A 25,523-nucleotide genomic window follows, 5' to 3' on the forward strand; every position below is an offset into this window, starting at 1 on the left:
CGTATTCCCGTCACGTCAAAGCGTGTTGGGTCGGATCATCCCACTCAGGCGTCCTCATCATTCCATGAGAATTTCCTCAAGTTTCGGGCGAATCGGTTCCGTAGTCTGCTCCTGCCGTCGAGGGACGGGGCCGGGGCGTCGACCAACCGAGGAGGAGCCCGCCGTGCGAGGAATCACGGATCCGCCACCGACGTACGAGGCCCTGTCGGCGCAGCGGGCGGACGTCGTCGAGCAGACGACCGCGTTCGTCGACGAGGTGTGCAAGGACAATCCGCAGCTGGCGGGTTCGGTGATCCGGCTGCTGGAGGCCGACTACAAGAACGTCAGCATCCATCGGCTGCTGCCGTTGCCGGTCCTCGGAACCATCACCGGCGACGCCCTTCCCGCGGTGCCGGTCTGCGTCCTGTCGCGGCTGTGGTGGACCGGTGCCGACATCTTCGACGACCTCAACGACGGTCATTTCGATGCCGAGCGGGTCGGCATTTCTGCGAACGAAGCCATGATCGCGAGTATCGCCTGCCTGACCCTGCTGCCATCGGCGTTGATCGCGCGGCAGGACCTGACGGCGCAGGTGCGGATGGCGTGGATCGGTCACCTCACCGACGGCAACCTTGACGCCGCCAACGGCCAGCTGGCCGATATCTCCTCGGTCATTGATGCGGATTCGCTCACCGACGTGATGCGCAGCTACTCCGGCAAGTCCGGTTCCGCGTGTGGCCGGGACCTGGCGATGACCGCCCTCCTGGCTGGCGCCGACGCTGCGGCGGTGGCCGGCTGGCGGGAGTTCGGACGCCGGTACGGTGTACTGCGGCAGTTGGCCAACGACTGCAGGTCGGTGCGCAAAGACGTCTGCGACGACGAGGATCTCGCCAACGGCACCCGGACCCTGCTGCTCGCCCACGCGCTCGTCGGCGCGCCAGCCGACCGCCAGGAACACATCCGCCGGCTGAGCGAGCGGGCCCGCCTCGACCTGGCCGCCCGCACCGAACTGCGGGGCGAGCTGACGCGTACGGCCGTAGCCGAACGGTACGACTCGCACGTCACCGATCTGGGCCGACAGGCGAACCGGATGCTGTTCGATCTGGCCGCGCCGTCACCGTTCCGGGCGGCGGTCGAATGGATGGTCGACGTCTCCGTCGGGTCGGCCCTCATCGGTGGGCTAACTGTCGGATGACCGGGCGCAGCGGGGCCCTCGACCGGCCCGGTCAGGCCGGTTCCTTCTCCGATACCGTCGGGCGTAGCTGGCGCGCTGCGGCCAGGCCACTGCGTACGGCGCCATCCAGGTAGGGTCCACCGAGGTAGTCGCCCGCGAACGCCAGGCCCGGCAGAGCCGGCTGCGCGTCGGTGAACTCCCGGGTGCGGCGGACGTGACCCACGTCGAAACGTGGCAGGGCGCGCTCCCAGCGCTGCACGTTGCGCAGTTCGGCACCGCGCAGCCAGTCGACCGGGCCCAACACCTCGCGGAGGCGGCCGACCACCGCCTCTGCCAGGATGTCGTCGGGCCGCCCGGCGTGCCGATCGAAACCCTCGCCCGACAGGTACACGTGCACGAGCCTCTCCTCATCCGCGCCGTCGGCCGGGGCCAGCCTGAGATAGGCGTTGACGGCCGCGATCTCGGGCGCCTCGGCGGCGGGGAACAGCACGGAACCATCGGGAAACGCCGCGCTGGCCGCCCTGACCGTGAACGTCAGTACGGCGGTGCGACCGTAGGAGATTGACCGGAGGTAGGCGAGGGCCGGCTCGGGCAGGTCCGGCAGGATCGTCGCCGCCTCGCCCGCCGTGGTGGCGCAGACGACCGCGGGCGCCCGGTACGTCGTGATCCCATCGCCGGTGTCGGCCTCGATGCTGAAGTCTCCCGAGGTCTCGCGCCTGATCCGCCGGACAGTGGTACCCGTTCGGACCTCCACCCCTGCGGCCAGTGCCTGCGGGAACCGGGCCAGGCCACCACGCATGCGACGGGAGGCACCGGCGGTCGCGTGGGCCTTGAGGATCGCCAGCAGGACCGGATAGCTCGTCGTCTCCGCGTCCCAGTAGAGCATGCCCCGCAGCAGCGGCCCGAACAGGTATTCGAGGTTCTCGCTGCCGGCTCGCCGACGTAGAAAGTCCGCGCAGGACATTACGTCCAGGTGGTCGGCGCGGGCCAGGTCGGCGATGTCGAGGGCACGCCACCGGGCCGCGAGCCCGCCCGCGAAGCGGCACAGACGGAGCTTGGCCGACGCGCCGACGGCGCTGCCCGCCAGCAGCTTCGAGCCGGGAAGGATGGGGCGCAGCGTACCGTCGCGCACGACATAGGTGCCCTGGTTGTACTCGGACAGCTGCCCTGACACCCCGAGCTCATCCATCAGCCGCAGCGTCGATGCGTAGAAGGGTGTCACAAAGGCGGCCCCGGCCTCGACCACATGGCCGTTGACGGCCACGCTCCGGACCCGCCCGCCGATCTGCTCGCCACCCTCGAGAACCAGTACCCGCTGAACGGACCGACGGAGATCGTGTGCCGCGGTCAGACCCGCGACCCCACCGCCGACCACCACGACGTCGGCGGATGTTCCGTGCACCACCAGATCTCTCCCGCGTGAGTCCGTGTCGATCAGAGTGCACTGCCCGGGACGTCGGCCACCGCCGTGTCACCCGGCGACCGGCCTCTGTCGATGTCCAACCTATCGCGCGGCCGGCTCACCCGGGCGTTCGGGCGACCGCCGGTAATCGGGTCCGGGCCAGGCTTAGCGGAGCGGGCCGCTGGGTATGTGTCTGCCGGGTGCCGACGCCGGACCGAAGGAGGCGACCATGGTCGGCAGGATGATCAAGCGCTGGGCGGTAGTCGCGGTCGCCGTGCCGCTGGCGGCAGCCGGGGCGCGCAAGCTCAGCTCGGTGGTGGAGTCCCGTAGGGGCCCGTCGTCGCGTACCTCGAAGCTGCTGCGGCAGGCGGGCGACGCGCTGCACCGGAACAAGCGGCACCGCGCCAGGCGGTGAGCCGCGACAGGTTGCCCGGTCCGGAGCACGGTCGGGGTCCGTTGTCACCGGACCGGGCAACCGCCTCTCAGGTCAGGACGGGCAGTCGCCGGCCGCGCGGCGTTCGGCGATCGCGTCGGCCGCTCCCGAGGCGTACTCGACCAGCATGCCGCCGCCCGGGTCGAACCGCCAGGCGTCCTGCTCCAACCGCAGTGAGCTGTTGCCCACCGTGTCGTCGCGGCGCCAGGTCAGGTCGACGGCCGTCTCGTTGACCGGGGTCACCTCCTGCAGCTGGAACTCGACGCCGTCCTGCACCGGGCACGTCTCGTTGGTCTCGACGAACACGTCCTCCGGCACCGACTGCTGGGCCTCGGCGGTCCACAACTGCCAGGCACCCGACCAGTCGCCGCTGGCGATCAGGTCGAACTCCTGCTGGGCGACGTCGAGCGCCTCGGCGACGTTGACCTGGATCGGTTCGCGGGTCTCCGTCGGCGTGTCGACCCCTGGGACGGACGGGGTACCGGGGGACCCCGTCGGGGGCGGGGTGCAGCCGGCGACGAGTGTCAGGGCGGCCACCCCGACGAGTACGCTCGCGGTAGAGCGGCGCATGACCGTTCCTCCTCTCGGTGCGCCTCCGGCAGGGGACGGCTTTGGGAGCGCTACCAGAGGTCAATCTGGCAGCTTAGGCCCAGCATCAACTTTTGTCGATCACCTGCGGGTGGTCGGATCGGTGCTGTGTATCAGGTGTGTGAAACCTTGTGAACAAAGTTGCGCTGGTGGCCTCGACCTTTTGGCTGCTCTGCCTCGCCACACGCCGAGATAGTCTCGGTGAACGGGTTTCACCTCTTGTTCACGAACGTTCAGCCTGATAGAACACGGGGGGTGGCGCGCCGTACTTCGCGGCCCGCTTCGTCGCTCGACCCGCTACCTGAACGCACAGCTACCTGAATGCAAGGTCACCCTCGCCGTTCACGACGGAGGACTTCTCCCATGGCTGGTACCTCTCCGCGGGGCGGATCCGCCTCGCCCGCCCTCTCCCGCCGGTCGGTGCTCCAGATCGGGGGCATCGGCGCGTTCCTGTTCGCCACCGGCGCCTGTGCCTCCGGATCGGGCACCGACGGCTCCGACGACGCCTCCCCGGGCACCGCCGCCGACACCCTGCGGATCGCCGTCTCCAGCTACCTGAGCAGCTGGGACCAGGACTTCGTCGGCTTCGACCCGATCGCGCTCATGCTGTACAAGAACGTCTTCCCGTACATGATCGACTACGGGGTCACCGAGGTCGACGGCTCCCGGATCCTCGACACCGAGAACATCGTGGCGACCTTCGCCGAGTCGTTCGAACCCAACGAGGACCAGACCGTCTGGACCCTCAAGTTGCGCCGGGGCGTCACCTTCGCCAGCGGCAACGAGATGACCGCCGCCGACGTCAAGTGGTCCAAGGACCGGGCGTTCGCCGCCCAGGCCAACGTCGCCGGCATCTACCGGACCATCGGCCTGACCGAGCCGGACCAGGTCACCGTGGTCGACGACTACACCGTGCAGTTCACCCAGGCGTTCCCCAGCGCGCTGACCCGGCAGATCCAGGCGATCTCGCTGTACGTCTTCGACTCCGAGGAAGCCAAGAAGCACGCCACCGACGCCGACCCGTGGGCCACCGAGTGGTTCGCCAACAACGCCCCGACCGGCGGCTACTTCAACGTCGAGCGGGCCGTGCAGGGCCAGGAGATCGTGCTCGCCGCCAACGAGGGCTACCCGGGCCCCGACCCGGCGCAGACCAAGACCATCCGGATCTCGGTGGTTCCGGCCGCCGCCAACCAGCGACTCCAGCTGGAGGCCGGCGACATCGACGTGGCGCTGGGCATCGGCCAACGCGACATCGCCGACCTGAAGAACACCGACGGCGTCAAGGTCATCTCCGCGGCCAGCAACGAGCAGGTCGCCATCCAGATGTCGGTGACCACCGCGCCGTTCGACAACGTCGACGTCCGCAAGGCGCTCGCCCACGCGGTGCCGTACGACCAGATCATCAACAACGTGTACGGCGGCGACGCCCGCCCGACGAAGAGCCTGGTGCCGCTGGACATGCCCGGCTACGACGAGCGCGGCTACCCGTACGGCTACGACCCGGACGCCGCCCGCGCCGCGCTCGCCGCCGCCGGGGTCGACCAGATCAGCTCCGAGCTGGTCTACGCCACCGACAACGACACCCAGCAGCAGATCGCGGTCCTGGTGCAGAGCGAGGCCCGCAAGGTCGGCATCGAGCTGGAACTGGTCCCGCTGGACCCGGCCACCCTGGCCGAGCGGCGGCAGCAGAAGAACATCCCGCTGCAGATCACCGCCGGCCAGCTGTGGGTCAACGACGTCGAGTACATGCTGGCCACCAGCTTCGTCGAGGGCGCCAACCTCAACTACTCCAACTACGTCAACCCGGAGCTGGAGGAGATCTACGAGCGGTCGCACACCGTCGTCGACCCGGCCGAGCGCAACGAACTCTGGCTGCGGGTGCAGGAGATCCTGGCCGCCGACGTGCCCTGGGCGATCCTCTGCCAGCCCAACTTCAACCTGCCGGTACGCGAGGAGGTCAGTGGCTGGGTCCAGCCGATGGACGGGTTGGCCCGGCTGCGTTACCTGAGCGCTTCGGCCTGACTGTCGGCGGCGACCACCCCTCATGCGTATCGCCCGCTTCGTCGCCCGCCGGCTGCTGCAGCTCGTACCGGTGCTGCTCGGCGTGATCGTCGCGACCTTCGTCCTGGTCCGGGTGCTCCCCGGGGATCCGATCCGGACCATCCTCGGCCCGAACGCCACCGAGGTCGAGGCCGCCGCCGCCCGGGCCCGCTACGGACTGGATCAGCCACTGTGGAAACAGTTCCTGGACTACCTGGGCGGGCTGCTCACCGGTGACCTCGGCACGTCGATCCAGAGCGGCAACGCGGTCGCCGGTGAGCTGGCCCTACGGGTCGGCCCCACCCTGCAACTGGTGGTGCTGGCGGTCGCCGTGGCGGTGCTCATCGCCGTGGTCGGCGGCATCTGGTCGGCGCGCCGCGCCGACCGGGCCGCCGACCACGGCATCCGGGTGCTGGCCCTGATCGGCAACTCGGTGCCGGAGTTCTGGCTCGGCCTGGTGCTGGTCCTGGTCGGCTACAGCATGCTCGGCTGGTTCCCGGCCCCCAGCGGCCGGGTCGACCCGGACACCAACCTCACCCCGATCACCGGCGCCGAGCTGATCGACGCCGCGCTGACCGCCAACGGACCGGCGTTCACCTCCGCGCTGGCCCACCTGGCGCTGCCGGTGGCCACCCTGGCGATCGTGGTGGTCGCCCCGCTGCTGCGCAGCGTGCGCGCTTCCGCGCTGGAGGTGCTGCACTCCGAGGCGTACACCGCCGCTGCCGCACACGGGCTGCGCGACCGGCTGCTGCGCCGCGGCTACCTGGTGCGCTCCGCGCTGGTCCGGCTGCCGTCGCTGGCCGCGCTGGTCTTCGGCACCGCGGTCGGGTCGACCGTGCTGATCGAGTACGTCTACTCGTGGCAGGGCTTCGGCCAGTGGGCGCTGCGCGGGCTGCTCTACCGCGACTTCCCGGTGGTGCAGGCCTCCGTGCTGCTCATCGCCGTCTGCTACGTCCTCGTCTTCCTGATCGCCGACGTGGTGCACGCGATCCTCGACCCGAGAGTGAAGATCTGATGGTTGACCTGCGCGCGGCCGGCGGACCGGCGGACGGCGCCGACGACGCCGCCCCGGTGGTGGCCACCGGCACCGCCCGGGGCGGCCGGTTCGCCACCGTACTGATCTCCGTCGGCGCGACGATCCTCGCCGTGGTGGCCCTGGCCGCGATCGCCGCGCCGCTGCTGTCGTCCTGGGGCCCGCAGGAGATCGACCCGGCCGGCACCCTGCTGCCGCCCGGCGGCAGCCACCTGCTCGGCACCGACATCAACGGGATGGACGTGTGGAGCCGGCTGCTGCACGCTGGCCGGCTCGACCTGGGCATCGCGGTCGCCGCGGTCGCCCTCGCCGTGCTCGCCGGCACCACCCTCGGCCTGGTCGCCGGCTACTTCGGCGGCTGGATCGACGACGTGCTGATGCGGCTGCTCGACATCTTCCAGGCGTTCCCCACCTTCATCCTGGCCCTCGCGGTGGCCGCCCTGCTCGGCGGCGGCACGGTCAACCTGATCCTGACCATCGCCCTGGTCAACGCGCCCGGCTACGCCCGGCTGGTGCGGGCCGAGGTCCGCTCGGTACGGGAGCTGCCGTTCATCGACGCCGCCGTCACCTCCGGCGCGTCGCACCTCGGGGTGCTGTGGCGGCACGTGCTGCCGAACAGTCTCACCCCGGTGCGGGTGATCGCCCCGCTGGGCTGCGGGTGGGCGATGCTTACCCTGGCCGGGCTGTCCTTCCTCGGGCTGGGCATCTCGGTGCCGACCGCCGAATGGGGGTCGATGATCAGTCTCGGTTCGCCGGACGTGGTCGCCGGCCGCTGGTGGACCTCGGTGCCGCCCGGTCTGTTCCTGCTGATCAGCGTGTTCGGCTTCAGCCTGCTCGGCGAAGGGCTGCAGGAACGCGCGGAAGCGAAACGGCGGTGACCGCGATGGACCCGACGACGATCACCCGGGACCTGCTCGCCATTGAGAACCTGTCGGTGCTGATCCGCCGGCCCGGCCGGCAGGTCGCCGCGCTCAGCGGGGTCAGCCTGCACGTCGACCGGGGCGAGGTGGTCGGCCTGGTCGGCGAGAGCGGCGGCGGCAAGTCCATGGTGGCCCGCTCGATCGTCGGCCTGCTGCCCGGCGGCGCGCAGGCCACCGGTCGGGTCCGTTTCCACGGCGGCGACGCCACCGCCGACCCCGGCGGCGGGCCGGGGGACGGTGCCGGCGACACCGGCGGGCCGGTCGACGTGCTGCGGCTCGGCCCGGAGCAGCTGCGCCGCCACCGCGGCCACGGCGCGGCGATCTGCTTCCAGAACCCGCGCGGCGCGCTCAGCCCCACCCGTACCGTCGGTCGGCAGTTGACCGACCGGCTCACCACCCACCAGGGGATGACCCGGCAGCAGGCCCGTCAGGCGGCCGGGGAACTGTTCGCGGCGGTCGGTATCCGCAGCCCGCAGCGGCGACTCGACGCCTACCCGCACGAACTGTCCGGCGGGATGGCGCAGCGGGTGATGATCTCGCTGGCCACCGGCTGCGCGCCCGGCCTGCTGATCGCCGACGAGCCGACCACCGGCCTGGACGTCACCCTGGCCCGGGAGATCCTGCGGCAGTTCCGCCAGGCCGCCGACGCCGACCGGCGCGGGGTGCTGCTCATCTCGCACGACCTGGCCTCGATCGCCGAGGTCTGCGACCGGGTGGTGGTGCTCTACGCCGGCACCGTCGTGGAGAGCGGGCCGGCGGCGCAGGTGCTGCGGGCCCCGGCCCACCCGTACACCCGGGCGTTGCTCGCCTCGGTGCCCGACGTGGACGGCCGCCCGGTGCGGGCCACCGCCGGTGGGATGCCGCTGCTGACCGCCCCGCCCGACGACTGCCCGTTCGTCTCCCGGTGCGCGCATGCCACCGACCGCTGCGCCGCGCAGCGTCCGCCGACCGGCGCCGTGCCGGCAGCCGCGTCGGACCGCGCCGCCGGCCGTACGACTGCGTCGGACCCTGCAGTGTCGGACCCGGCCGCGTCGGACCGTACAGCCGTCGGCGGTACGGCCGGTTGGACGCTGGCCTGCTTCCACCCGCAGACCGGGCCGTTGGTCACCGATCCGGCCGTCGTCGCACCGCCGGTGCGCACCGCGACGAGGGCCGACGCGACGAGGGCCGACGCCGGGCCGGCCGGCGCAGCCGAGCGGACCGTGCTGCGCATCGACGACGCGCACGTGGTCTACCGCAGCCGGTTCGGCCGCGGCGGGCACCACGCGCTGCGCGGTGTCGACCTGACCGTCGCCGCCGGCGAAACCCTCGGCGTGGTCGGGGAGAGCGGCTGCGGCAAGTCGACGCTAGCCAAGCTGATCCTCGGTCTGGTCGAGCCGGCCAGCGGCACCGTGGAGATCGGCGGCGCCCGGATGGCCGAGCTGCGCGGTCGGGCGCTGCGCACCCTGCGGACCCGCGCCCAGATGGTGTTCCAGGATCCGTTCGGCGCGCTCAGCCCGCGCCGCACCGTCGCCGACGCCATCGCCGAACCGCTGCGCGCGCTCGGCGTACCGGCCCAGCAGCGGGCCGAACGGGTCGGTGCCGCGCTGGACCGGATGGAGCTGGACCGGTCGATCCTCGCCCGCCGCCCGCATGAACTCTCCGGCGGGCAGGCGCAGCGGGTCGGCATCGCCCGCGCCCTGGTCGGCGACCCCGACCTGATCGTCTTCGACGAGCCGACGTCGGCGCTGGACGTCACCGTGCAGGCGCAGATCCTGGAAGTGATCCGCGACGTCGCCGCCGACCGGGACCGGGGCAGCGTGTTCATCTCCCACGACCTGGCCACGGTACGCGGCTTCGCCGACCGGGTGATCGTGCTCTACCTGGGCCGGATCGTCGAGGAAGGGCCGGTCGACGAGGTTTTCACCAGCCCGGCGCACCCGTACACCCGGGCGTTGCTGTCCAGCGCGCCCAGCCTCGGCGCCGGGTTCGGCGGTGGCCGGGTCGACCTGCTCAAGGACCTGGACGAGACCGACGCCGCCGCCGGCTGCCCGCTCGCCGCCCGCTGCCCGTTCGTCACCCCCCGGTGCCGCACCGAACAGCAGCAGCTGCGGCCGTACGGGCGCAGCCGGGCGGCCTGCTGGCGGGCCCCGGAGATCCCCGACCTGCTGACCGAATCCGAAAGGTGACCTGAGACGATGCCCGCACCGCACATCCGGCTCGCCGTCGACATCGGCGGCACCTTCGTTGACGCGATGGAGCTGGACACCCGCACCAACCAGGTCCGGTTCCGCAAGGCGTCGACCACCCCGGCCCGCCCCTGGGAGGGGGTGCTGGACGCGGTGACCGCGCTCGGCACCGACCTGTCCCAGGTGGAGCTGTTCATCCACGGCACCACGCTCGGGCTCAACGCGGTGCTGGAGCGCCGGGGCGGGGCCACCGGCATCATCACCAACGAGGGCTTCCGGGACGTCTTCCTGCTCGGCCGGGGCAACGTGCCCGCCGACCACATGTACGACTTCCAGTACCAGCGGCCGGAGAGCCTGGTCAAACGGCGGTACACCGCCGGGGTGACCGGCCGGCTGGACTACCGGGGTCGGGTGGTGACCGAACTGGACCCGGACAGTGTCCGGGCCGCCGCCCGCACCCTGGTCGAGGAGCAGGGGGTCGGGTCGATCGCGGTCTGCTTCCTGCACTCGTTCGTCGACCCGAGCCACGAACGCGCCGCCGCCGCGCTCATCCGCGAGGCGTACCCGCAGGTCAGCGTCTCGGTGTCGACGGACATCGTGCGCGAGCACCGCGAGTACGAGCGGACCAGCACCACCGTGCTGGAGGCGTACATCCGGCCGATCTTCGAACGCTACGTCGACGAGCTGGAGTCCGGGCTGGCCGCCCGGGGCTTCGCCGGCCGGTTCCTGATCATGCGGTCCGGCGGCGGGTCGATGACCTCGACGACGGCCAAGAAGTCGCCGACGCACACCGTGCTGTCCGGCCCGGCCGGCGGCATCGTCGGCGCCGCCTACCTGGCCGGCGCGCTGGGCCGGGACAATCTGCTCACCTTCGACATCGGCGGGACGTCGCTGGACGCCTGCGTGATCGAGGCCGGCAGCCCGGTCGCCGCGTACGAGGCGCAGCTGGAACACTTCCCGCTGCTGATCCCGACGTACGACATCCGCACCATCGGCGCCGGCGGTGGCTCCATCGCCTGGCTGGACCGAGGGCTGCTGAAGGTGGGCCCGCAGAGCGCCGGCGCCGACCCGGGGCCGGTCTGCTACGGCCGGGGCGGGCAGCGGCCGACCGTCACCGACGCCTCGGTGGTGCTCGGCTACGTCGACCCGGACCGGTTCCTCGCCGGCACCATGGGTCTGCAGGCCAAGGCGGCGCAGGCGGCGCTCGACGAGCAGATCGCCACCCCGCTGGGGCTGAGCCCGACGGCCGCCGCGGCCGGAATCTACGACGTGTTGCTGGCCCGCACCGTCGGCGCGGTCCGGCAGATCACCGTGGAACGTGGCCACGACCCCCGGGTCTTCTCGCTGCTCGCCTTCGGTGGCGCCGGCCCGCTGCTGGCCCCGCTGCTGGCCCGCGAAATGGGCATCCGGGAGGTGGTGGTGCCGTTCGCCCCGTCCGGCTTCTCCGCCTGGGGGATGCTGTCGGCCGACATCGTCGACGACTTCTCCCGTACGGTGCTGGCCACCCTGGACGCCGACGCCCCGGAGGGCAGCGTCGGCCTGGCCGCGCTGGAGGCGATGTTCGTCGAGGTCGAGGCCGAGGCGGTCGGCTCCCTGGTGGAGCAGGGCGTCGACGCCGGCTCGGCGGTGCTGGAACGCCAGCTGGAGCTGCGCTACCTCGGTCAGGAACACACCCTGATCGTCACCGTCGGCGCCGAGCTGGACCGCGACGCGGTCCGGGCCGCGTTCGAGGAGTTGCACCGCACCCGGTACGGCCACGCGATGAGCAACCGGCTGCAGATCCTCAACCTGCGGGTGCGCGGCATCGGGCGGACCACCCGCCCGGAGCTGGTCCGCCCGCCGGCCGGCGACGGCGACCCGACCCGGGCGCTGCTCGGCCGCCGCGACGCCTTCGACTTCGGCACCCGTGAGGTGGCGTCGTTCGCCGTCTACGACCGGGCGAAGCTGGCCCCGGGGGACCGGTTCGCCGGGCCGGCCCTGGTCGACGAGGGCACCTCCACCACGGTGGTGCCCAGCGGGCAGCACATCGAGGTCGACCCGCACGGCTACCTGCTGGTGACCCTGGAGGAGGCGAAGTGAGCACGCTGGACGGAGCCACCGCCGAGGTGGTGCGCAGCTACCTGATCTCCGCCGCCGAGGAGATGCGGGCCACGTTGATCCGTACCTCGTTCAACCCGGTGATCTACGAGGTGCACGACTTCGGCATGTCGATGTACGACGCCGACCTGCGGCTGATCGCCGAAGCGACCGGATTGACGTTCTTTCTCGGCGCCAACGACTTCTCCCTCGCCAAGGGCGTCGAGTACGTCGGCCGGGAGAACCTGCACCGGGGCGACATCGTGCTGCTCAACTACCCGTACTGGAACGCGGCGCACGCCTCGGACGCCACCCTGTTCGCCCCGGTGTTCATGCCGGACCCGGCCGACGCCGACCCGGACGCCGACGGCGACCTGGTCGGGTTTCTCTGCGTCCGGGCGCACTGGATGGACCTGGGCGCCAAGGATCCGGGGTACGTGCTCGACTCCACCGACATGCACCAGGAAGGGCTGATCTTCCCCGGTACGAAGGTGGTGTCCCGGGGTGAGCCGGTGCACGAGATCCACGAGCTGATCCGGTTCAACTCGCGGATGCCGGCCGAGGTCCTTGGTGACCTGCACGCGCAGATCGCCGCGCTGCGCACCGGCGAGCGGCGGTTCCTGGAGATCCTGGCGAAGTTCGGCCGGCCCACGGTGGCCGCCGCCGTCGAGGCGATCATCGCCGACGGCGAGGCCCGCAGCCGGGCCGCCCTCGCCGCGCTGCCGCAGGGCTCGTGGACCGCCACCGACTGGGTCGACGACGACGGCATCACCGAGGAGCCGGTGAAGATGCAGGTCACCGTCACCATCGCCAACGGCACTTTCACCGTCGACTTCGCCGGGTCGTCGCCAGCGGTGCCCGGCCCGATCAACATGCCGTACGGGGCGACCGAGGCGATCTGCAAGGTGATCCTGAAGTCGTTGACCTCACCGGACCAGCCGTCGAACGCCGGCACCATCGCGCCGCTGCGGGTCAAGGCCGAGCCGGGCACGCTGTTCCACGCCGTCTACCCGCAGCCGACGTTCACCTTGTGGACCGGCATCGTCGCCGTCGAGCTGATTCTCAAGGCACTCGCCCAGGGCATGCCGGACCGGCTGCCGGCCTCGTCCGGCGGGGACGTGCCCGGGTTCATGATGGTCGGCATCCACCCGGACACCGGCCAGCTCTTCGCGGTCAGCAACAACGACCCGGTCGGCTGGGGTGGAACCCGGGAACACGACGGGATGAACGCCGCCACCCACGTCTCCGGCAGCACCGGGCGGATGACCCCGATCGAGGTTCTGGAAGCCCGGACCGGGATGTTCTTCGAACGGTTCGAGATGCGCACCGACTCCGGCGGCGCCGGTCGGCACCGGGGCGGCGTGGGACTGCGGCGTGACATCCGGTTCGTCACCCCGGGCGAGTTCCTGTCGGTGATCAAGAAGACGAAGTCGGCGCCCTGGGCGCTCGACGGCGGCGCGCAGCCGGACCCGAACCAGGTGATCGTCTTCTCGGGCACCGACCGGGAACGGCGGGTCAGCACGAAACGGACACCGGTGGTGCCCGGTGACCGGGTCACCCTGCTCACCGCCGGTGGCGGCGGGCACGGCGACCCGCGCGACCGCGACCCCGAGGCGGTCCGCGCCGACGTCGCCGAAGGCTACGTGTCGCCGGCCGCCGCCCGCGAGGTGTACGGGGTCGACGTCGATGACTGATACTTCCAGGGTGGACGGTGCGGCGACCGAGGTGGTGCGCAGCTACCTGGTGGCCGCTGCCGAGGAGATGCGCTCCGCGCTGGTGCGCACCGCGTTCAACCCGGTCATCTACGAGGTGTACGACTTCGGCATCTCCATCTACGACGCCCGGCTGCGGCTGGTCGCCGAGTCCACCGGGCTGAGCCGGTTCCTGGGCGCCAACGACTACTCGATCCGCAAGGGCGTCGAGTACGTCGGCCGGGAGAACCTGCACCCCGGCGATATCGTGCTGCTGAACTACCCGTACTGGAACGCGGCGCACGCCTACGACGCCACCCTGTTCGCCCCGGTCTTCCTGCCAGACAGTTCCGGTGGGGACGGCCCGCTGATCGGGTTCCTGTGCGTGCGCGCGCACTGGATGGACCTCGGGGCCAAGGACCCGGGCTACGTGCTCGACTCCACCGACATGCATCAGGAAGGCGTCATCTTCCCCGGCACCAAAGTGTTCCGCCGGGGCGAGCCGGTGCCCGAGATCATCGAGCTGATCCGCTTCAACTCGCGGATGCCGGAACTGGTCATCGGCGACCTGCACGCCCAGGTCGCGGCGCTGCGCACCGGCGAGCGCCGGCTGATCGAGCTGGTCGAACGGTTCGGCCCGGCCACCGTCGCCACGGTCGTCGACACCGCGATCGCCGCTGCCGAAGCGTCCACCGCCGACGCGCTCGCCGCGCTGCCGCAGGGCTCCTGGACCGCCGTCGACTGGCTCGACGACGACGGCATCACCGACGATCCGATCCGGATGCAGGTCACCGTCACCATCGCCGACGGCACCTGCACGGTGGACTTCACCGGGTCGTCACCCGCCGTCGCCGGACCGGTCAACCTGCCGTACGGGTCGACCATCGCCACCGCCCGGGTCGCGTTCAAGGCGCTCACCACACCGACCGAGCAGACCAACGCCGGGCACTTCACCGCGCTGCGGGTGGTCGCCGAACCGGGCAGCCTGTTCCACGCCGTCTACCCGGCCGCCACGTTCACCCAGTGGACCGGCACGGTGGCGATGGAGCTGATCTACCGGGCGCTGGCCCAGGGCATGCCGGACCGGCTGGCCGCCTCGTCCGGTGGCGACGTGCCCGGGTTCATGATGGTCGGCACCCACCCCGACACCGGCCAGCTCTACGCGGTCAGCAACAACGACCCGGTCGGCTGGGGTGCCTCGCCCGACCACGACGGCATCGGCCCGGCCAACCATCTGTGCCAGACCCAGGCCCGCAACACCCCGGTCGAGGTGCTCGAGGCCCGGACCGGGATGTTCTTCGAACGGCTGGAGATCCGCACCGACTCCGGCGGCGCCGGCCGGCACCGGGGCGGACCCGGGCTGCGCCGCGACATCCGGTTCGCCACCGCCGGCGAATTCCTGTCCGTGGTGAAGAAGACCAGGTCGGCGCCGTGGGCGTTGGACGGCGGCGGGCGTCCCGACCCGATCCAGGTGATCGTCCACCCGGGCACCGACCGGGAACGGCGGGTCAGCACCAGACGCACGCCGGTCGCACCCGGCGACCGGGTCACGCTGCTCACCGCCGGTGGCGGCGGGCACGGTGACCCGCGCCGACGCGACCCGGAAGCGGTCCGCGCCGACGTCGCCGAAGGCTACGTGTCACCGGCGGCCGCCCGCGACGTCTACGGCTACGTGCCACCGGCCGCCGCCCGCGACGTCGACGGCGTCCCCGTCCCCGCACCCGCAGAGAGGCCCGCGATGACCACCCCCGATGACCGGACGCCGGCATGAGCGCCGCCACCCGCCCCGGACCGGTCGACACCGTCCTGACCAACTGCACCGTCGTCGACGCCCGCGTCCTCGACGGCGTCGGCCCGGTCACCGACGCCGCCGTCTGGGTACGCGGCGACCGGATCGCCGCCGTCGGACCGGCCGCCGAGGTGACCAACGCCGCCCGCGCCGAAACCGACGTCACCGAGATCGACCTCGGCGGTGCGTACCTGACCCCCGGGCTGACCAACATGCACACCCACCTGTCGCTGTCGCTGCCCGGTGCCGGCGGGCAGAGCGTCAAGGACCTGACCCCGCACGAGCTGGCCCTCTACATGGCCGACGGGGCCCGGCGCACCCTGCTCTGCGGGGTGACCACGGTCCGCTGCGTGGCAGAGAAGGACCACGCCGACTTCGCGCTGCGCCGGGCGATCACCTCCGGCCGGGTCACCGGGCCACGGATCTTCACCGCCGGCCGCGCCCTGGTCTGCACCGGCGGGCACGGCCACGAGAGCACCGACACCCTGGAATGCGACGGGGCCGACGGGTTCCGGCGCGGCGTACGCAGCCAGATCAGGGCCGGTGCCGACCTGATCAAGGTGATGATCTCCGGCGGGATCGCCGGCGAACACGAGTCGATCCACACCCGGCAGCTGTTCCCCGACGAGATGGCCGCCGTCATCGACACCGCGCACGCCTGGGGGCGCAAGGTCACCGCGCACGCCGGCCCGGCACCGGTCATCGGCGAGGCCGTCGAGCTGGGGCTGGACTGCGTCGAACACGGCTACCAGCTCACCGAGGAGGTGGCGGCGCGGATGGCGCAGCGGGGAACCGCGCTGGTGCCGACCCTGCTGGTCACCCGGTGCAAGGAGTTCTTCGACGAACTCGGCGTACCGGAATGGATGCAGTGCCGCTCGCTCGGTGCCGGCCCCCGGCACCTGGAGAGCTACGCGATGGCCCTCGCCGCCGGGGTGGAGGTGCTGCTCGGCAGCGACATGCCGCCGTTCTGGTCCTTCGAGGGCACCAACGCCTCGGTGCGGGAGCTGGAATACCTGTCGGAGAGCGGCATCGGACCGGCCCGTGCCCTGTACGCGGGCACCCTCGGCCCGGTCCGTTGGCTCGGCGCCGAGGCCGACCTCGGCACCGTCGAGACCGGCAAGTACGCCGACCTGGTGGCGATGGACGCCGACCCGGTCGCCGACACGTCGGCGTTCCGTGGGGTGCGCTGGGTGATGTCCGGCGGCCGGGTGGTCCGGGACGACCGCGCCGGCTGGACCGCCTGGTGAACGACGTGAGGAGCAGAATGTCCGAGCAGGAGACCGCCGCGATCGCCGCCGCGATCGGCGACATGTACGACGCGTTCCTCGCCGGCGACCGGGTTCGCTTCGACCGGCACCTGCACGCCGACGTGACCACCTGGGAGACCCACCTGCCTGGCCCGCTGCGCACCCGCGACCAGCTGGACGCCTACCGGTCCCAGCGCGACGCCGCCGGAGCCCGGCCGGTGCTGGACCGGCTGGCCCCCGAGGACCTGCGGATCGACGTGTGGGGCGATGCCGCAGTGGCCCGCTACGTGCTGGTCGCGGTGCCGACCGGTGGCGGCCCAGCCGAACACAGCCGGGTCACCGACGTGCTGCGCCGCACCGACGACGGCTGGCGGATCGTGCACCACCACTCCGAACTGGTCCGCCACCCGACGGGACCGGCTCTCGAACCGGCCGGCGGTCCGGCATGAGACGGCTGATCGCCACCGGGTACGGCGAACCCGACCAGGTGCTCACCGTCGCCGACCTGCCCGACGACCCGCCACCCGGCCCTGGCCAGGTCCGGATCGCCGTCGCCACGGTCGGGCTGAACTTCCTCGACGTGATGCTCTGCCGGGGCAGCTACCCGGTGCGCCCGGCGCCGCCGTTCACTCCCGGGGTCGAGCTGGCCGGCCGGGTCGTGGCCACCGGCGCCGGCGCCGAAGCGCTCGCCGACACCGACGTGGTGGCCTGCCCGGCGCTGCCGCACGGCGCGCTCGGCGAGACCGTCACCATCGACGCGGCGCTCGCCGTACCGCGTCCGGCGGAGATCGACCCGGTCGTGGCCGCCGCCGTCCCGGTCACCTACCAGACCGCCTGGTTCGCACTGGACCGCGCCGCGGTCCGGCCTGGTGAGACGGTGCTGGTGCACGCCGGAGCCGGTGGCGTCGGCGTCGCCGCCACCCAGCTGGCCGCCGCCCGTGGTGCCCGGGTGATCTGCACCGCCGGCGGGCCGGCGAAGACCGCGCTGTGCCGCGACAACGGCGCCGACGTCGCGATCGACTACCTGGCCGGCGACTTCGTCGAGGCGGTACGCGACGCCACCGGCGGCGCCGGCGCGGACGTCGTCGTCGACCCGGTCGGCGGTGACGTGTTCACCCGGTCGCTGGACTGCCTGGCGTTCGAGGGCCGGCTCGTCGCGGTCGGCGCCGCCGGTGGCGACCCGCCGCCGGTGGACCCGATGCGGCTGATCGCCGGCAACCACACCTTGGTCGGGCTCTCCTGGGGCTCGACGTACCCGTGGACCCGCCCGGACGCGGTCGCCCAGGCGTACCAGCGGATCTTCGAGCTGATCGCGGCCGGCACGGTCCGGCCCCCGGTGAACCGGGTCGTCGACCTGGCCGGCACCCCGGCCGCGCTCGCCGACCTGGCCGACCGGCGCACCACCGGAAAGATCATCGTCCGGATCGACCCGAGGGAGCAACGATGAGCGACCAGACTGCCGGCACCGACGGCGGTGACATGACCGGCGGCGGTGACATGGAGGTCTACGACCTGCGGGTCAGTGTGGACCGGATCGCCGGCCGGTCGGTCTGCGGGATGGCCGTCGGCGATCACTTCGACCTGACCGACAGCGCGCACCTGAAGATCCCGGAAGGGAAGCACTTCTGCGTGTACGCGCTCGCGTCGGTGCTGCCGTTCCTGGCCGCCAAGCAGCGCGACATGCCGCCGGGGGACTGGCTGGAACGCGACACCCTGTTCGCCTGCCCGGACCCGGAGGAGGGCCTGGTCATGCGGGTCGAACGGACCTGCAAGCGACGGATGAACTCGGCCGACCTGACCTGAATCATCGGAGGCTCGCGTGGCTGTGGAAATTGGACTCGGACTGCAGAGCGACAAACGCGCCGGCGACTACGCCCGGCTGGCCAGCGCCGCCGAGGCGTACGGCTTCGACGTGCTGAGCGTCTTCGGTGACCTGATGTACCAGCCGCCGATCTTCCCGCTGCTGGAGATGGCCGCCGCCACCGAGCGCGTCCGGCTCGGCACCGCCTGCCTCAACCCGTACTCGATGGCGCCGTACGAGATCGCCGGCCAGCTCGCCGCGCTCGACCTGGCCTCGCACGGGCGGGCCTACCTGGGGCTGGCCCGTGGCACCTGGCTCGGTGCGGTCGGCATCGAGCAGCCGCGTCCGCTGACCGTGCTCGCCGAGGCCGCCGAGGTGATCCGTCGGTTGCTGCGCGGCGACCGGTCCGGGTTCGACGGCAGGGTGTTCCGGCTGGCCCCGGACACCGCCCTGCGGTACGCGGTGCACCGCCCGGACCCGCCGCTGCTGCTCGGCGCCTGGGGGCCACGGGGTGCCGCGCTCGCCGGCCGGATCGCCGACGAGATCAAGGTCGGTGGCAGCGCCAACCCGGACATGGTGCCGGTGATCCGCGACCGGCTGCGCCCCGGTGCCGACGCCGCCGGCCGGTCCGTCGACGACGTCGGCATCGTGTTCGGAGCGGTGACCGTGGTGGACACCGACGGCGCGGCGGCCCGGGCGAAGGCCCGCACCGAGGTGGCGATGTACCTGGCGGTGGTCGCCGACCTGGACCCGACGGTGACCGTGCCGGACGAGCTGCTGACGCGGGTGAAGTCGCTGGTGGCGGCCGGCCGCGACGTCGACGCCGGCCGGCTGGTGCCCGACGACCTGCTGGACCGGTTCGCCTTCTCCGGCACCCCGGAGCAGGTCGCCGCCCAGGCGCAGGCGCTGATCGACGCCGGGGTGCGCCGGGTCGAGTTCGGCACCCCGCACGGGCTGACCGACGACCGTGGCGTGGAGCTGCTCGGCAGCGCGGTGCTGCCGCTGCTACGTAGGGAGGCTTCCCGATGACAGTCGACGGTGTACTGGTCGTCGCCGGCCCGGGGCTGACCGTCGACCCGGAACTGCTGCGGGGCCTGGTCGTCGCCGAGACGGCCGGCCTCGGCGTGGTCGGCGACTTCGTGGTCGCCGCCGACGCCGCCGAGGTCCGCGGCCTGCTCGACGGGGCCGGCAGCGTCGGCGGGCGCGCGGTGGTGCTGCTGCCCGGCCCGGACCCGGCGGTACGGGCGCTGCTGACCGCCGACGGCCGCTGGGCGGGACGCACCGTCCACTACGACCCGCAGGTGACCGACCCGCAGCCGACCGGTCCTGGCTCGGTCCATCTGTCGGGTCGGGGCGTGTGGGGGCTGGCCTGGGCGATCCGGCACGCCGTGCACCGGCTGCGCCGCCCGGCGCGACGGATCGCGTACGGGCAGGACCCGGAGCAGTGGGGCGAGCTGCGGCTACCGGCCGATGCGCCTGATGTGTCCGCCGGGCCGTTGCCGGTGGCGGTGCTGCTGCACGGCGGTTTCTGGCGGTCGATCTGGGCGGCGGACCTGATGGACGCGCTCGCCGTCGACCTGGCCGACCGGGGCTACGCGGCGTGGAACCTGGAGTACCGCCGGCCGGACCGGCACGGCTGGCCGGCCACCACCGCCGACGTGGCGACCGGGCTGGCGGTGCTGGCCAACCTGCCCGAGCTGACCGGCGGCGCGGTGCCGGACGGTCTGCTCGACCTGGACCGGGTCGCGGTGTTCGGCCACTCCGCCGGCGGGCAGTTGGCGGTGCGGCTGGCCGCCGACGGCGGCCCGGTGCCGGTGGCGTTGGCGGTCTCCCTGGCCGGGGTGCTGGACCTGGCCGAAGGGGACCGGCGGCAGGTCGGCACCGGCGCGGTCGCCGCCGCGCTCGGCGGTGGCCGCGACACTGTGCCGCAGGTGTACGCCGCCTCGGATCCGATGGCCCGGCTGCCGATCAGGGTGCCGCAGCTGATCGTCCAGGGTGCCGGCGACGACCTCGACCTGATCGACTTCAACCGCCGGTACGTGGCGGCGGCGCGGGCCGCCGGGGAAGACCCGGGCTGGCTGGAGCAGCCGGGCGACCACTTCTCGGTGATCGACCCGGCCGCCCCGATCTGGCAGGCGACGATGACGCAGGTGGACCGGGTCCTGGGCCGGTGACGGGCCGGATCCGGTCAGCCGGCCCGAAATTATTACGTGTCAGTGAACATGTTGCCCACTAGTGGGCAGTGCGGCGGTCAGAACAGCCGTGGGGTGACCACCGACACGACAGTGGTCACCTGGTCGGTGTCGTTGTACAGCCGGTGCGGGGTGCTGGACCGCAGGTGCAGGCTGTCGCCCGGGTAGAGCCGGTGCTCCACCCCGTCGACCTCGTACAGCAACTCGCCGCTGACCACGTACGCGAACTCCTCGCCGAAGTGCCCGTACGCCTCCTCGCGGCGCCCGCCCGGCGCGATGTGCACCAGCATCGGCTCCAGCACCAGGTTGGGGCCACGGTCGGAGAGCATCCGGTAGGTCTGCTGGCCGGAGACGTACTCGGTGGCGCCGTTGTCGGCCCGGGTGAGGGTGAAGTGCACCGGCAGGCTGCCCTGCGGGTCCTCGGCGGTTTCGGTCGGCTCCGCGCTGAAGAACTCGGCGACCGGCCGGTCCAGGGCGGCGGCGACGCTGTTGAGCGCGGTCAGCCCGATCGACGAGACACCCCGCTCGACCTGGGACAGGAACCCGATCGACAGGTTGGCGCGGCTGGCCAGACCGCGCAGGGTCAGCCCCTGCTCCTTGCGGAACTGGCGCATCCGGGCGCCGACCAGATCCTGGCGTGCGTCGCCGTCGGCGACGACGCGATCAGACCTGCGCACCGGACCTCCCGTGACCCCCCGCGCGGACCGCCCGCCGGGCCGCGCCGATTCTTGTTCGATGGTATCGAACTAACCGCCCCAACTGGAACCCCGACCGGACCTCGTGGAGGAGGGCTTCGGGGTCGTAGCGCTGTGTAGTTGTTCGTTGTGCTCACTGTTCGTTACCCGTTGGCGTCGGATGGGTGCGCCGTGTCCGCTTTGTGGTTGCAGCTTGTGACGGGCATTTACGCCGATCGTTCAAAGCCCTTATAGTTCGGTCGACTTCGCGGTGGCGGACCGCTGTCTGAGCAACCGGACAAATGCGAAACGGGGAACAGCTTCGTCCCAGGTACGCTCGTGTTGTTGGCGGACGGTTCGCATAAGCCGATCGAGGACGTCGAAATCGGCGACCGGGTGGTGGCGAGCGACCCGGAGACCGGTGAGACAGCAGTCAAGGCTGTAACCGCGACGATCGAGGGCACCGGCGACAAGGACCTGGTCGAGATCACCGTCGCGGTCGGCGACGGACAAGAGTCTCAGGCCATTACCGCTACCGACGGCCACCCGTTCTGGGTGGCCAGCCAGGCGACGTGGCGTGACGCCAGCACGTTGCGGCCTGGTGACGAGCTACTGGCTCCGGACGGCTCCCGCCTGCGGGTCATCGACATCCTCGCCTACCAGCAGCCCGCCACGGTCCACAACCTCACCGTCGCCGACATCCACACGTACTATGTGCTCGCCGGCAACGTGCCGGTGTTGGTACACAACTGCACCGCTAGCCCAGATGATCTCAGGCCAACTCATCCAATTTCTGGGGACTCGTCTTCGAAGAAGGTTGCGAGTATGCGGAACCAGATGCGTGACGGCACCTTTGATTGGGAAGAAAGCGGCCCGATTTCTATCGCGAGGAACGGTGACGAAATGTATGTGGTTGACGGCCATCACCGTCTCGATGCGGCTAGGCGGGCTGGCCTGGGGAGGGTTCCGATCCAGGATGTCACGGATCAGCTCGCGACCGGAGGATTTAGGGGTTATGCCGATATGGACGACGTGATTCGTTCTGCGCAGTCCTTTATGGGGAATCGTCTCAATCCATACAAGTTGAGGTAGGGGCGGTTATGGCTATCGAGGTCCGAGAGGCCGTGGTGCGCGTTCTGGCCTCGTTTGTGCAGGCCAAGCAGGAAATCGAGCGCACCTTCGCAGTTGCTTCCGCGGCAGATATCGTCTCTGCCGTACTGAGGGGACGAAACGCTCGCGAGGGTCGCACGCTGAGTGGGTTGGAATACTTCGTCCACGGAATCGGCTACACGGTAGTGGTTCAGTCTGGAGGTCAGGCGCATTTCGACAGCGGTGATACCGGCCAAGGCGACGTCTTTTCCGCTCACGACGTATTGCTATTTATGGAGACGTCCGGCCATATGCAGCTACCGGCAGTGTCGGCTGTGAAGTCCGTCTTGAATGACTTGAGTTCCGAGGGGGCGCTAATGCGATTCGGTAACCGTTATGGCGTCCAAAACCCGTCCCTTCTCGTGCCCACCGGTGGCTGATCGAGTCATGGGTTTGTGCGGCAGGGCAGCCACCTGAGCGGCACCCGTTCCTGTGCGGAGAGTTGCCGTTGGGTTTACAGGTCTGTTGTGGTACACTTGGGTTGCCGTCAAGCCATGCACGCATGTTGACAACTATCGATGACATTCTCGGCGGCTTCGCTGGGCGGGATTAACCTGCTCGGTGGCGTGCCGCGTAGCGGTGCGGCGTCGATCCCCGGAACAAACACTTGCGGGTGTGTACAACTACTTGACACTCCCGCCGCCGGCAGCCCCTGGATTCCCACAACCGCCTGACCCACCTCGCGCGCTTGCGGTATTCCAAGGTCCCACGCACCTATCCAGTCACGTTCCAGGTTCGGCATGCCTGACAAGATTCGTAGCCTAATCAATGCGAAGACCGAAAGTGAGTTCAGTGAAGTTATCTCAACGAGATATGTATCCATGTTCAAAGTGGAGTAGCACGAGGGCCGCTCTGGCTATATCGCCGATCTTCGTCGGCGGGGTGGTGACGCCCTGCAGGACACGCCATCTCTGGCTCAACAGCGCGAATCCGCGTTCGCCGAGGCACCGCATCGCCCGCAGGAGCGTGTTGTAGGTGCGGTTGTCGACGTGGAGCCGGTGCCCACCGGCCGGGTTCTTCACCGGGGTGTGGACGCCGCGACCTGCTCCTTCGTACCCGGAGTCCGCGAGGGTGGGCAGGCCGCGGGCGGCCGCCGCGTAGAGCGCGCCGAGGACGGTCTCCTGAGCGGCACGCAGGTCGTGGACCGAGCCGGGAGCGACACCGGAGACCCATATCGGGAAACTGTCGGGGCGTATCAGCGCCTGGATGTTGCCGCCGAAGCCGTGGGTCTTTCCGGAGTAGTAGGCGTCGATGGTCTCGCCCTTGCGGCTGACCGTCTTCTCCGCGTACCGGTCGCTGTCGACGATCTTGCCGTCCAGGATCAGGTGGGACCAGCCCTCGGCCTCGACCCGGTCGAGGGCGGTGTTCAGGTCCGGCGCCTGCGCGGACAGCACCGTCAGGACCTCGTTGTGGTAGCGGTAGGAGGTTGGCCGGGACAGCCCGAATCCGGTGCCGAGTTGGGGGATGTCCACGCCACGGTCACGGAACCAGACCAGGCCGAACACCGCTTGCCGCCAGCAGGTGAGCAGGCGGGTGCCCTTGCATGTTCCCAGGGTGCATCGGTGGGCGCGGAGCAGGCTCGCCACGTAGGCGACGAGTTCCCTCGGGACGTCGAGTGCGGCACGATAAGTGATCACGTGGGGTCCTTCTGGTGACGGATTCTTGTGGTGAGACCGGTTTATCGGAGGACCTCACGTCCTACAAGAATCGTCGCTTTTGCCTCTTATGCGCGTGTCGCACCATTCAACAACCAATTCGTTGTTGAGATAACTTCAATGGTCACTCAAGTCTACCGCTTGTTGGTCGACTGTCCTCGTGTGGCAGCCGACGTCGAGGGGTGGCTTGAGTGGCCGGCGGCGCGCCTGAGCGTGATTGTGTGGAGTGGATCGCCGTTCCATCTTTGGGTGCTGACCCGCAAATCCCGATGCCGTGGAGCTTTGGGGCCCTCGGTGACCTTCTCTGGCTTGCGATGCCATTCTGTCGTCCCAGTCTAGTGGAGTTGGCTTGCCGGCACCTCCACTCGTCACTTCCTGTGCTGGAGCCACTCGATAGAGTCAGTGACTTCGATTTGATGATCCAGGTGGCACTGCCCTGGACGCAGCGAGTGTTGTTCGATCCTGATCTGACTACTGAGCGTGATCGACTGGCTGGATTCTTGGAGGCGCTTATCGAACACGGGCCTATGTTCGAGTATGCGATCGATATGTACTATCTTGATGGACTTCGGTATCCTCGATACCGATTCCAGTGCCCTGAGCCTTTTCCAAGCTGATCTTGCAGCTCAGGGCGGATGCGGTAGGCCCGCTGATCGATGGGTGCGAGGCTCCAGGTAGGACAGCTGTCGACCAAGACTCGAAGCCCCGACCGGGAGCCTCGCCATGCTGTCCTACCCCGCCACGATCTCGTTGTCCAGCCGCACCCTGAACCACCTGGCCGAACGCATCCGCAGCCACCGTAAGCAGCGCCGATCGCGGTGGCGGCGCCTCGAACCCGGCCGGCAGGCGCTGCTCGCCCTGGCCCATCTGCGCAACGGCGACACCTACACCCGACTCGCGGCCGGCTTCGAGATCGGCGTCGCCACCGCCTGGCGCTACGTCCAGGAAGCGATAGCCCTGCTCGCGACGGCCGCCGATGACCTGGCCACCGCCATGGTACGGATCCGCCGACTGGCGTACGCGATCCTGGACGGCACCCTGATTCCGATCGATCGGGTCGCCGACCAGCGACCCTACTACTCTGGGAAACACAAGCACCACGGCGTGAATGTGCAGGTCATCGCCGATGCCGCTGGCCGGCTCGTCTGGGCTTCACCGGCGCTGCCCGGTTCGGTTCATGACCTGACCGCAGCCAGGACCTACGGCATTATCGATGCGCTGACCAGGGCGGACGTGATGACCTTCGCCGATAAGGGCTACCAAGGAGCCCGCGGCAGCGTGCGCACTCCGTTCAAGCGACGCCGCTTCCGCCCGAAGCTGTCACGCCGGCAGAAGGCCATCAACCGCGCCCACGCGAAGATCCGCGCCCGCGGTGAACGCGCAATCGCCACCCTCAAGGCCTGGAAGATCCTGGCCAAGCTGCGCTGCTGTCCACGGCGAGCGACCGCGATCGTGCAGGCCATCCTCGTTCTGCACCACGTCGAGACCGACCGCTACGCAGCATGAAAAGGG

22 protein-coding genes are annotated in these 25,523 nt (G+C 70.6%); 18 read left to right on the forward strand and 4 right to left on the reverse strand.

What is annotated here, in order from left to right; all coding sequences use genetic code 11:
• The first annotated feature begins 163 nt into the window (after positions 1-163).
• Positions 164-1,174: a class 1 isoprenoid biosynthesis enzyme gene (locus O7629_RS08095; protein ID WP_278168417.1), complete on the forward strand. Its 1,011-nt coding sequence runs from the start codon at positions 164-166 to the stop codon at positions 1,172-1,174.
• Positions 1,175-1,205: 31 nt separating this feature from the next.
• Here the strand turns inward: O7629_RS08095 and O7629_RS08100 are convergent, their stop codons facing one another.
• Positions 1,206-2,558 carry an NAD(P)/FAD-dependent oxidoreductase gene (locus O7629_RS08100; RefSeq protein WP_278168418.1) on the reverse strand — a complete coding sequence of 451 codons (1,353 nt, stop codon included), beginning with the start codon at positions 2,556-2,558 and terminating at the stop codon, positions 1,206-1,208.
• 226 nt (positions 2,559-2,784) lie between these two features.
• Between O7629_RS08100 and O7629_RS08105 the strand changes: the two genes are divergently transcribed.
• On the forward strand, positions 2,785-2,970 hold the full coding sequence (locus tag O7629_RS08105) for a hypothetical protein (RefSeq protein ID WP_278168419.1): 186 nt from the start codon (positions 2,785-2,787) through the stop codon (positions 2,968-2,970).
• Between the two features lie 72 nt (positions 2,971-3,042).
• On the opposite strand, the gene O7629_RS08110 is transcribed toward O7629_RS08105, so the two are convergent.
• Positions 3,043-3,558, reverse strand: coding sequence for a hypothetical protein (locus tag O7629_RS08110; RefSeq protein WP_278168420.1), 516 nt, complete (start codon positions 3,556-3,558; stop codon positions 3,043-3,045).
• Positions 3,559-3,939: 381 nt separating this feature from the next.
• On the opposite strand from O7629_RS08110, the gene O7629_RS08115 reads away from it, so the two are divergent.
• From O7629_RS08115 to O7629_RS08175, 13 genes are read left to right on the forward strand one after another with little or no spacing between them, the layout of a single operon-like run.
• A complete protein-coding gene (locus tag O7629_RS08115; RefSeq protein WP_278168421.1) occupies positions 3,940-5,598 on the forward strand; it encodes an ABC transporter substrate-binding protein in 1,659 nt (552 codons plus the stop codon).
• Between the two features lie 22 nt (positions 5,599-5,620).
• Positions 5,621-6,631, forward strand: coding sequence for an ABC transporter permease (locus O7629_RS08120; RefSeq protein ID WP_278168422.1), 1,011 nt, complete (start codon positions 5,621-5,623; stop codon positions 6,629-6,631).
• Positions 6,631-7,527, forward strand: coding sequence for an ABC transporter permease (locus O7629_RS08125; protein ID WP_278168423.1), 897 nt, complete (start codon positions 6,631-6,633; stop codon positions 7,525-7,527). The genes O7629_RS08120 and O7629_RS08125 overlap by 1 nt, the downstream gene beginning before the upstream one ends.
• Before the next feature lie 5 nt (positions 7,528-7,532).
• Positions 7,533-9,737 (forward strand): ABC transporter ATP-binding protein, encoded by a 2,205-nt coding sequence (locus O7629_RS08130; RefSeq protein WP_278168424.1) that lies wholly within the window; start codon positions 7,533-7,535, stop codon positions 9,735-9,737.
• A gap of 9 nt (positions 9,738-9,746) precedes the next feature.
• The gene (locus O7629_RS08135) at positions 9,747-11,816 is read left to right on the forward strand and encodes a hydantoinase/oxoprolinase family protein (protein WP_278168425.1); all 2,070 of its coding nucleotides are present in this window, start codon (positions 9,747-9,749) and stop codon (positions 11,814-11,816) included.
• Positions 11,813-13,507 carry a hydantoinase B/oxoprolinase family protein gene (locus tag O7629_RS08140; RefSeq protein ID WP_278168426.1) on the forward strand — a complete coding sequence of 565 codons (1,695 nt, stop codon included), beginning with the start codon at positions 11,813-11,815 and terminating at the stop codon, positions 13,505-13,507. The genes O7629_RS08135 and O7629_RS08140 overlap by 4 nt, the downstream gene beginning before the upstream one ends.
• On the forward strand, positions 13,500-15,275 hold the full coding sequence (locus tag O7629_RS08145; protein WP_278168427.1) for a hydantoinase B/oxoprolinase family protein: 1,776 nt from the start codon (positions 13,500-13,502) through the stop codon (positions 15,273-15,275). The genes O7629_RS08140 and O7629_RS08145 overlap by 8 nt, the downstream gene beginning before the upstream one ends.
• Positions 15,272-16,540, forward strand: a complete 1,269-nt coding sequence (locus O7629_RS08150) for an amidohydrolase family protein (protein ID WP_278168428.1) — start codon at positions 15,272-15,274, stop codon at positions 16,538-16,540. The genes O7629_RS08145 and O7629_RS08150 overlap by 4 nt, the downstream gene beginning before the upstream one ends.
• A 17-nt stretch (positions 16,541-16,557) precedes the next feature.
• Positions 16,558-16,989, forward strand: coding sequence for a DUF4440 domain-containing protein (locus O7629_RS08155; RefSeq protein ID WP_278168429.1), 432 nt, complete (start codon positions 16,558-16,560; stop codon positions 16,987-16,989).
• A complete protein-coding gene (locus O7629_RS08160) occupies positions 16,986-17,987 on the forward strand; it encodes a zinc-binding dehydrogenase (RefSeq protein ID WP_278168430.1) in 1,002 nt (333 codons plus the stop codon). The genes O7629_RS08155 and O7629_RS08160 overlap by 4 nt, the downstream gene beginning before the upstream one ends.
• The gene (locus tag O7629_RS08165) at positions 17,984-18,343 is read left to right on the forward strand and encodes a TIGR04076 family protein (protein WP_278168431.1); all 360 of its coding nucleotides are present in this window, start codon (positions 17,984-17,986) and stop codon (positions 18,341-18,343) included. The genes O7629_RS08160 and O7629_RS08165 overlap by 4 nt, the downstream gene beginning before the upstream one ends.
• 16 nt (positions 18,344-18,359) lie before the next feature.
• Positions 18,360-19,370 (forward strand): LLM class flavin-dependent oxidoreductase, encoded by a 1,011-nt coding sequence (locus tag O7629_RS08170; RefSeq protein ID WP_278168432.1) that lies wholly within the window; start codon positions 18,360-18,362, stop codon positions 19,368-19,370.
• Positions 19,367-20,515, forward strand: a complete 1,149-nt coding sequence (locus O7629_RS08175) for an alpha/beta hydrolase (protein WP_278168433.1) — start codon at positions 19,367-19,369, stop codon at positions 20,513-20,515. The genes O7629_RS08170 and O7629_RS08175 overlap by 4 nt, the downstream gene beginning before the upstream one ends.
• Before the next feature lie 77 nt (positions 20,516-20,592).
• On the opposite strand, the gene O7629_RS08180 is transcribed toward O7629_RS08175, so the two are convergent.
• Positions 20,593-21,210, reverse strand: a complete 618-nt coding sequence (locus O7629_RS08180) for a cupin domain-containing protein (RefSeq protein ID WP_233605752.1) — start codon at positions 21,208-21,210, stop codon at positions 20,593-20,595.
• Positions 21,211-21,552: 342 nt separating this feature from the next.
• Between O7629_RS08180 and O7629_RS08185 the strand changes: the two genes are divergently transcribed.
• Positions 21,553-22,299 carry a polymorphic toxin-type HINT domain-containing protein gene (locus O7629_RS08185; RefSeq protein WP_278168434.1) on the forward strand — a complete coding sequence of 249 codons (747 nt, stop codon included), beginning with the start codon at positions 21,553-21,555 and terminating at the stop codon, positions 22,297-22,299.
• A gap of 8 nt (positions 22,300-22,307) precedes the next feature.
• On the forward strand, positions 22,308-22,736 hold the full coding sequence (locus O7629_RS08190) for a hypothetical protein (protein WP_278168435.1): 429 nt from the start codon (positions 22,308-22,310) through the stop codon (positions 22,734-22,736).
• A 423-nt stretch (positions 22,737-23,159) separates the two neighbouring features.
• Here O7629_RS08190 and O7629_RS08195 read toward each other — a convergent pair whose 3' ends face one another.
• Positions 23,160-23,993 (reverse strand): transposase family protein, encoded by an 834-nt coding sequence (locus O7629_RS08195; RefSeq protein WP_278168436.1) that lies wholly within the window; start codon positions 23,991-23,993, stop codon positions 23,160-23,162.
• A gap of 741 nt (positions 23,994-24,734) precedes the next feature.
• Between O7629_RS08195 and O7629_RS08200 the strand changes: the two genes are divergently transcribed.
• Positions 24,735-25,517, forward strand: a complete 783-nt coding sequence (locus O7629_RS08200; protein WP_278168437.1) for a transposase family protein — start codon at positions 24,735-24,737, stop codon at positions 25,515-25,517.
• The last annotated feature ends 6 nt before the right edge of the window (positions 25,518-25,523 follow it).

The sequence above is a fragment of the Solwaraspora sp. WMMD792 genome (assembly GCF_029626105.1).
GTDB lineage: Bacteria > Actinomycetota > Actinomycetes > Mycobacteriales > Micromonosporaceae > Micromonospora_E.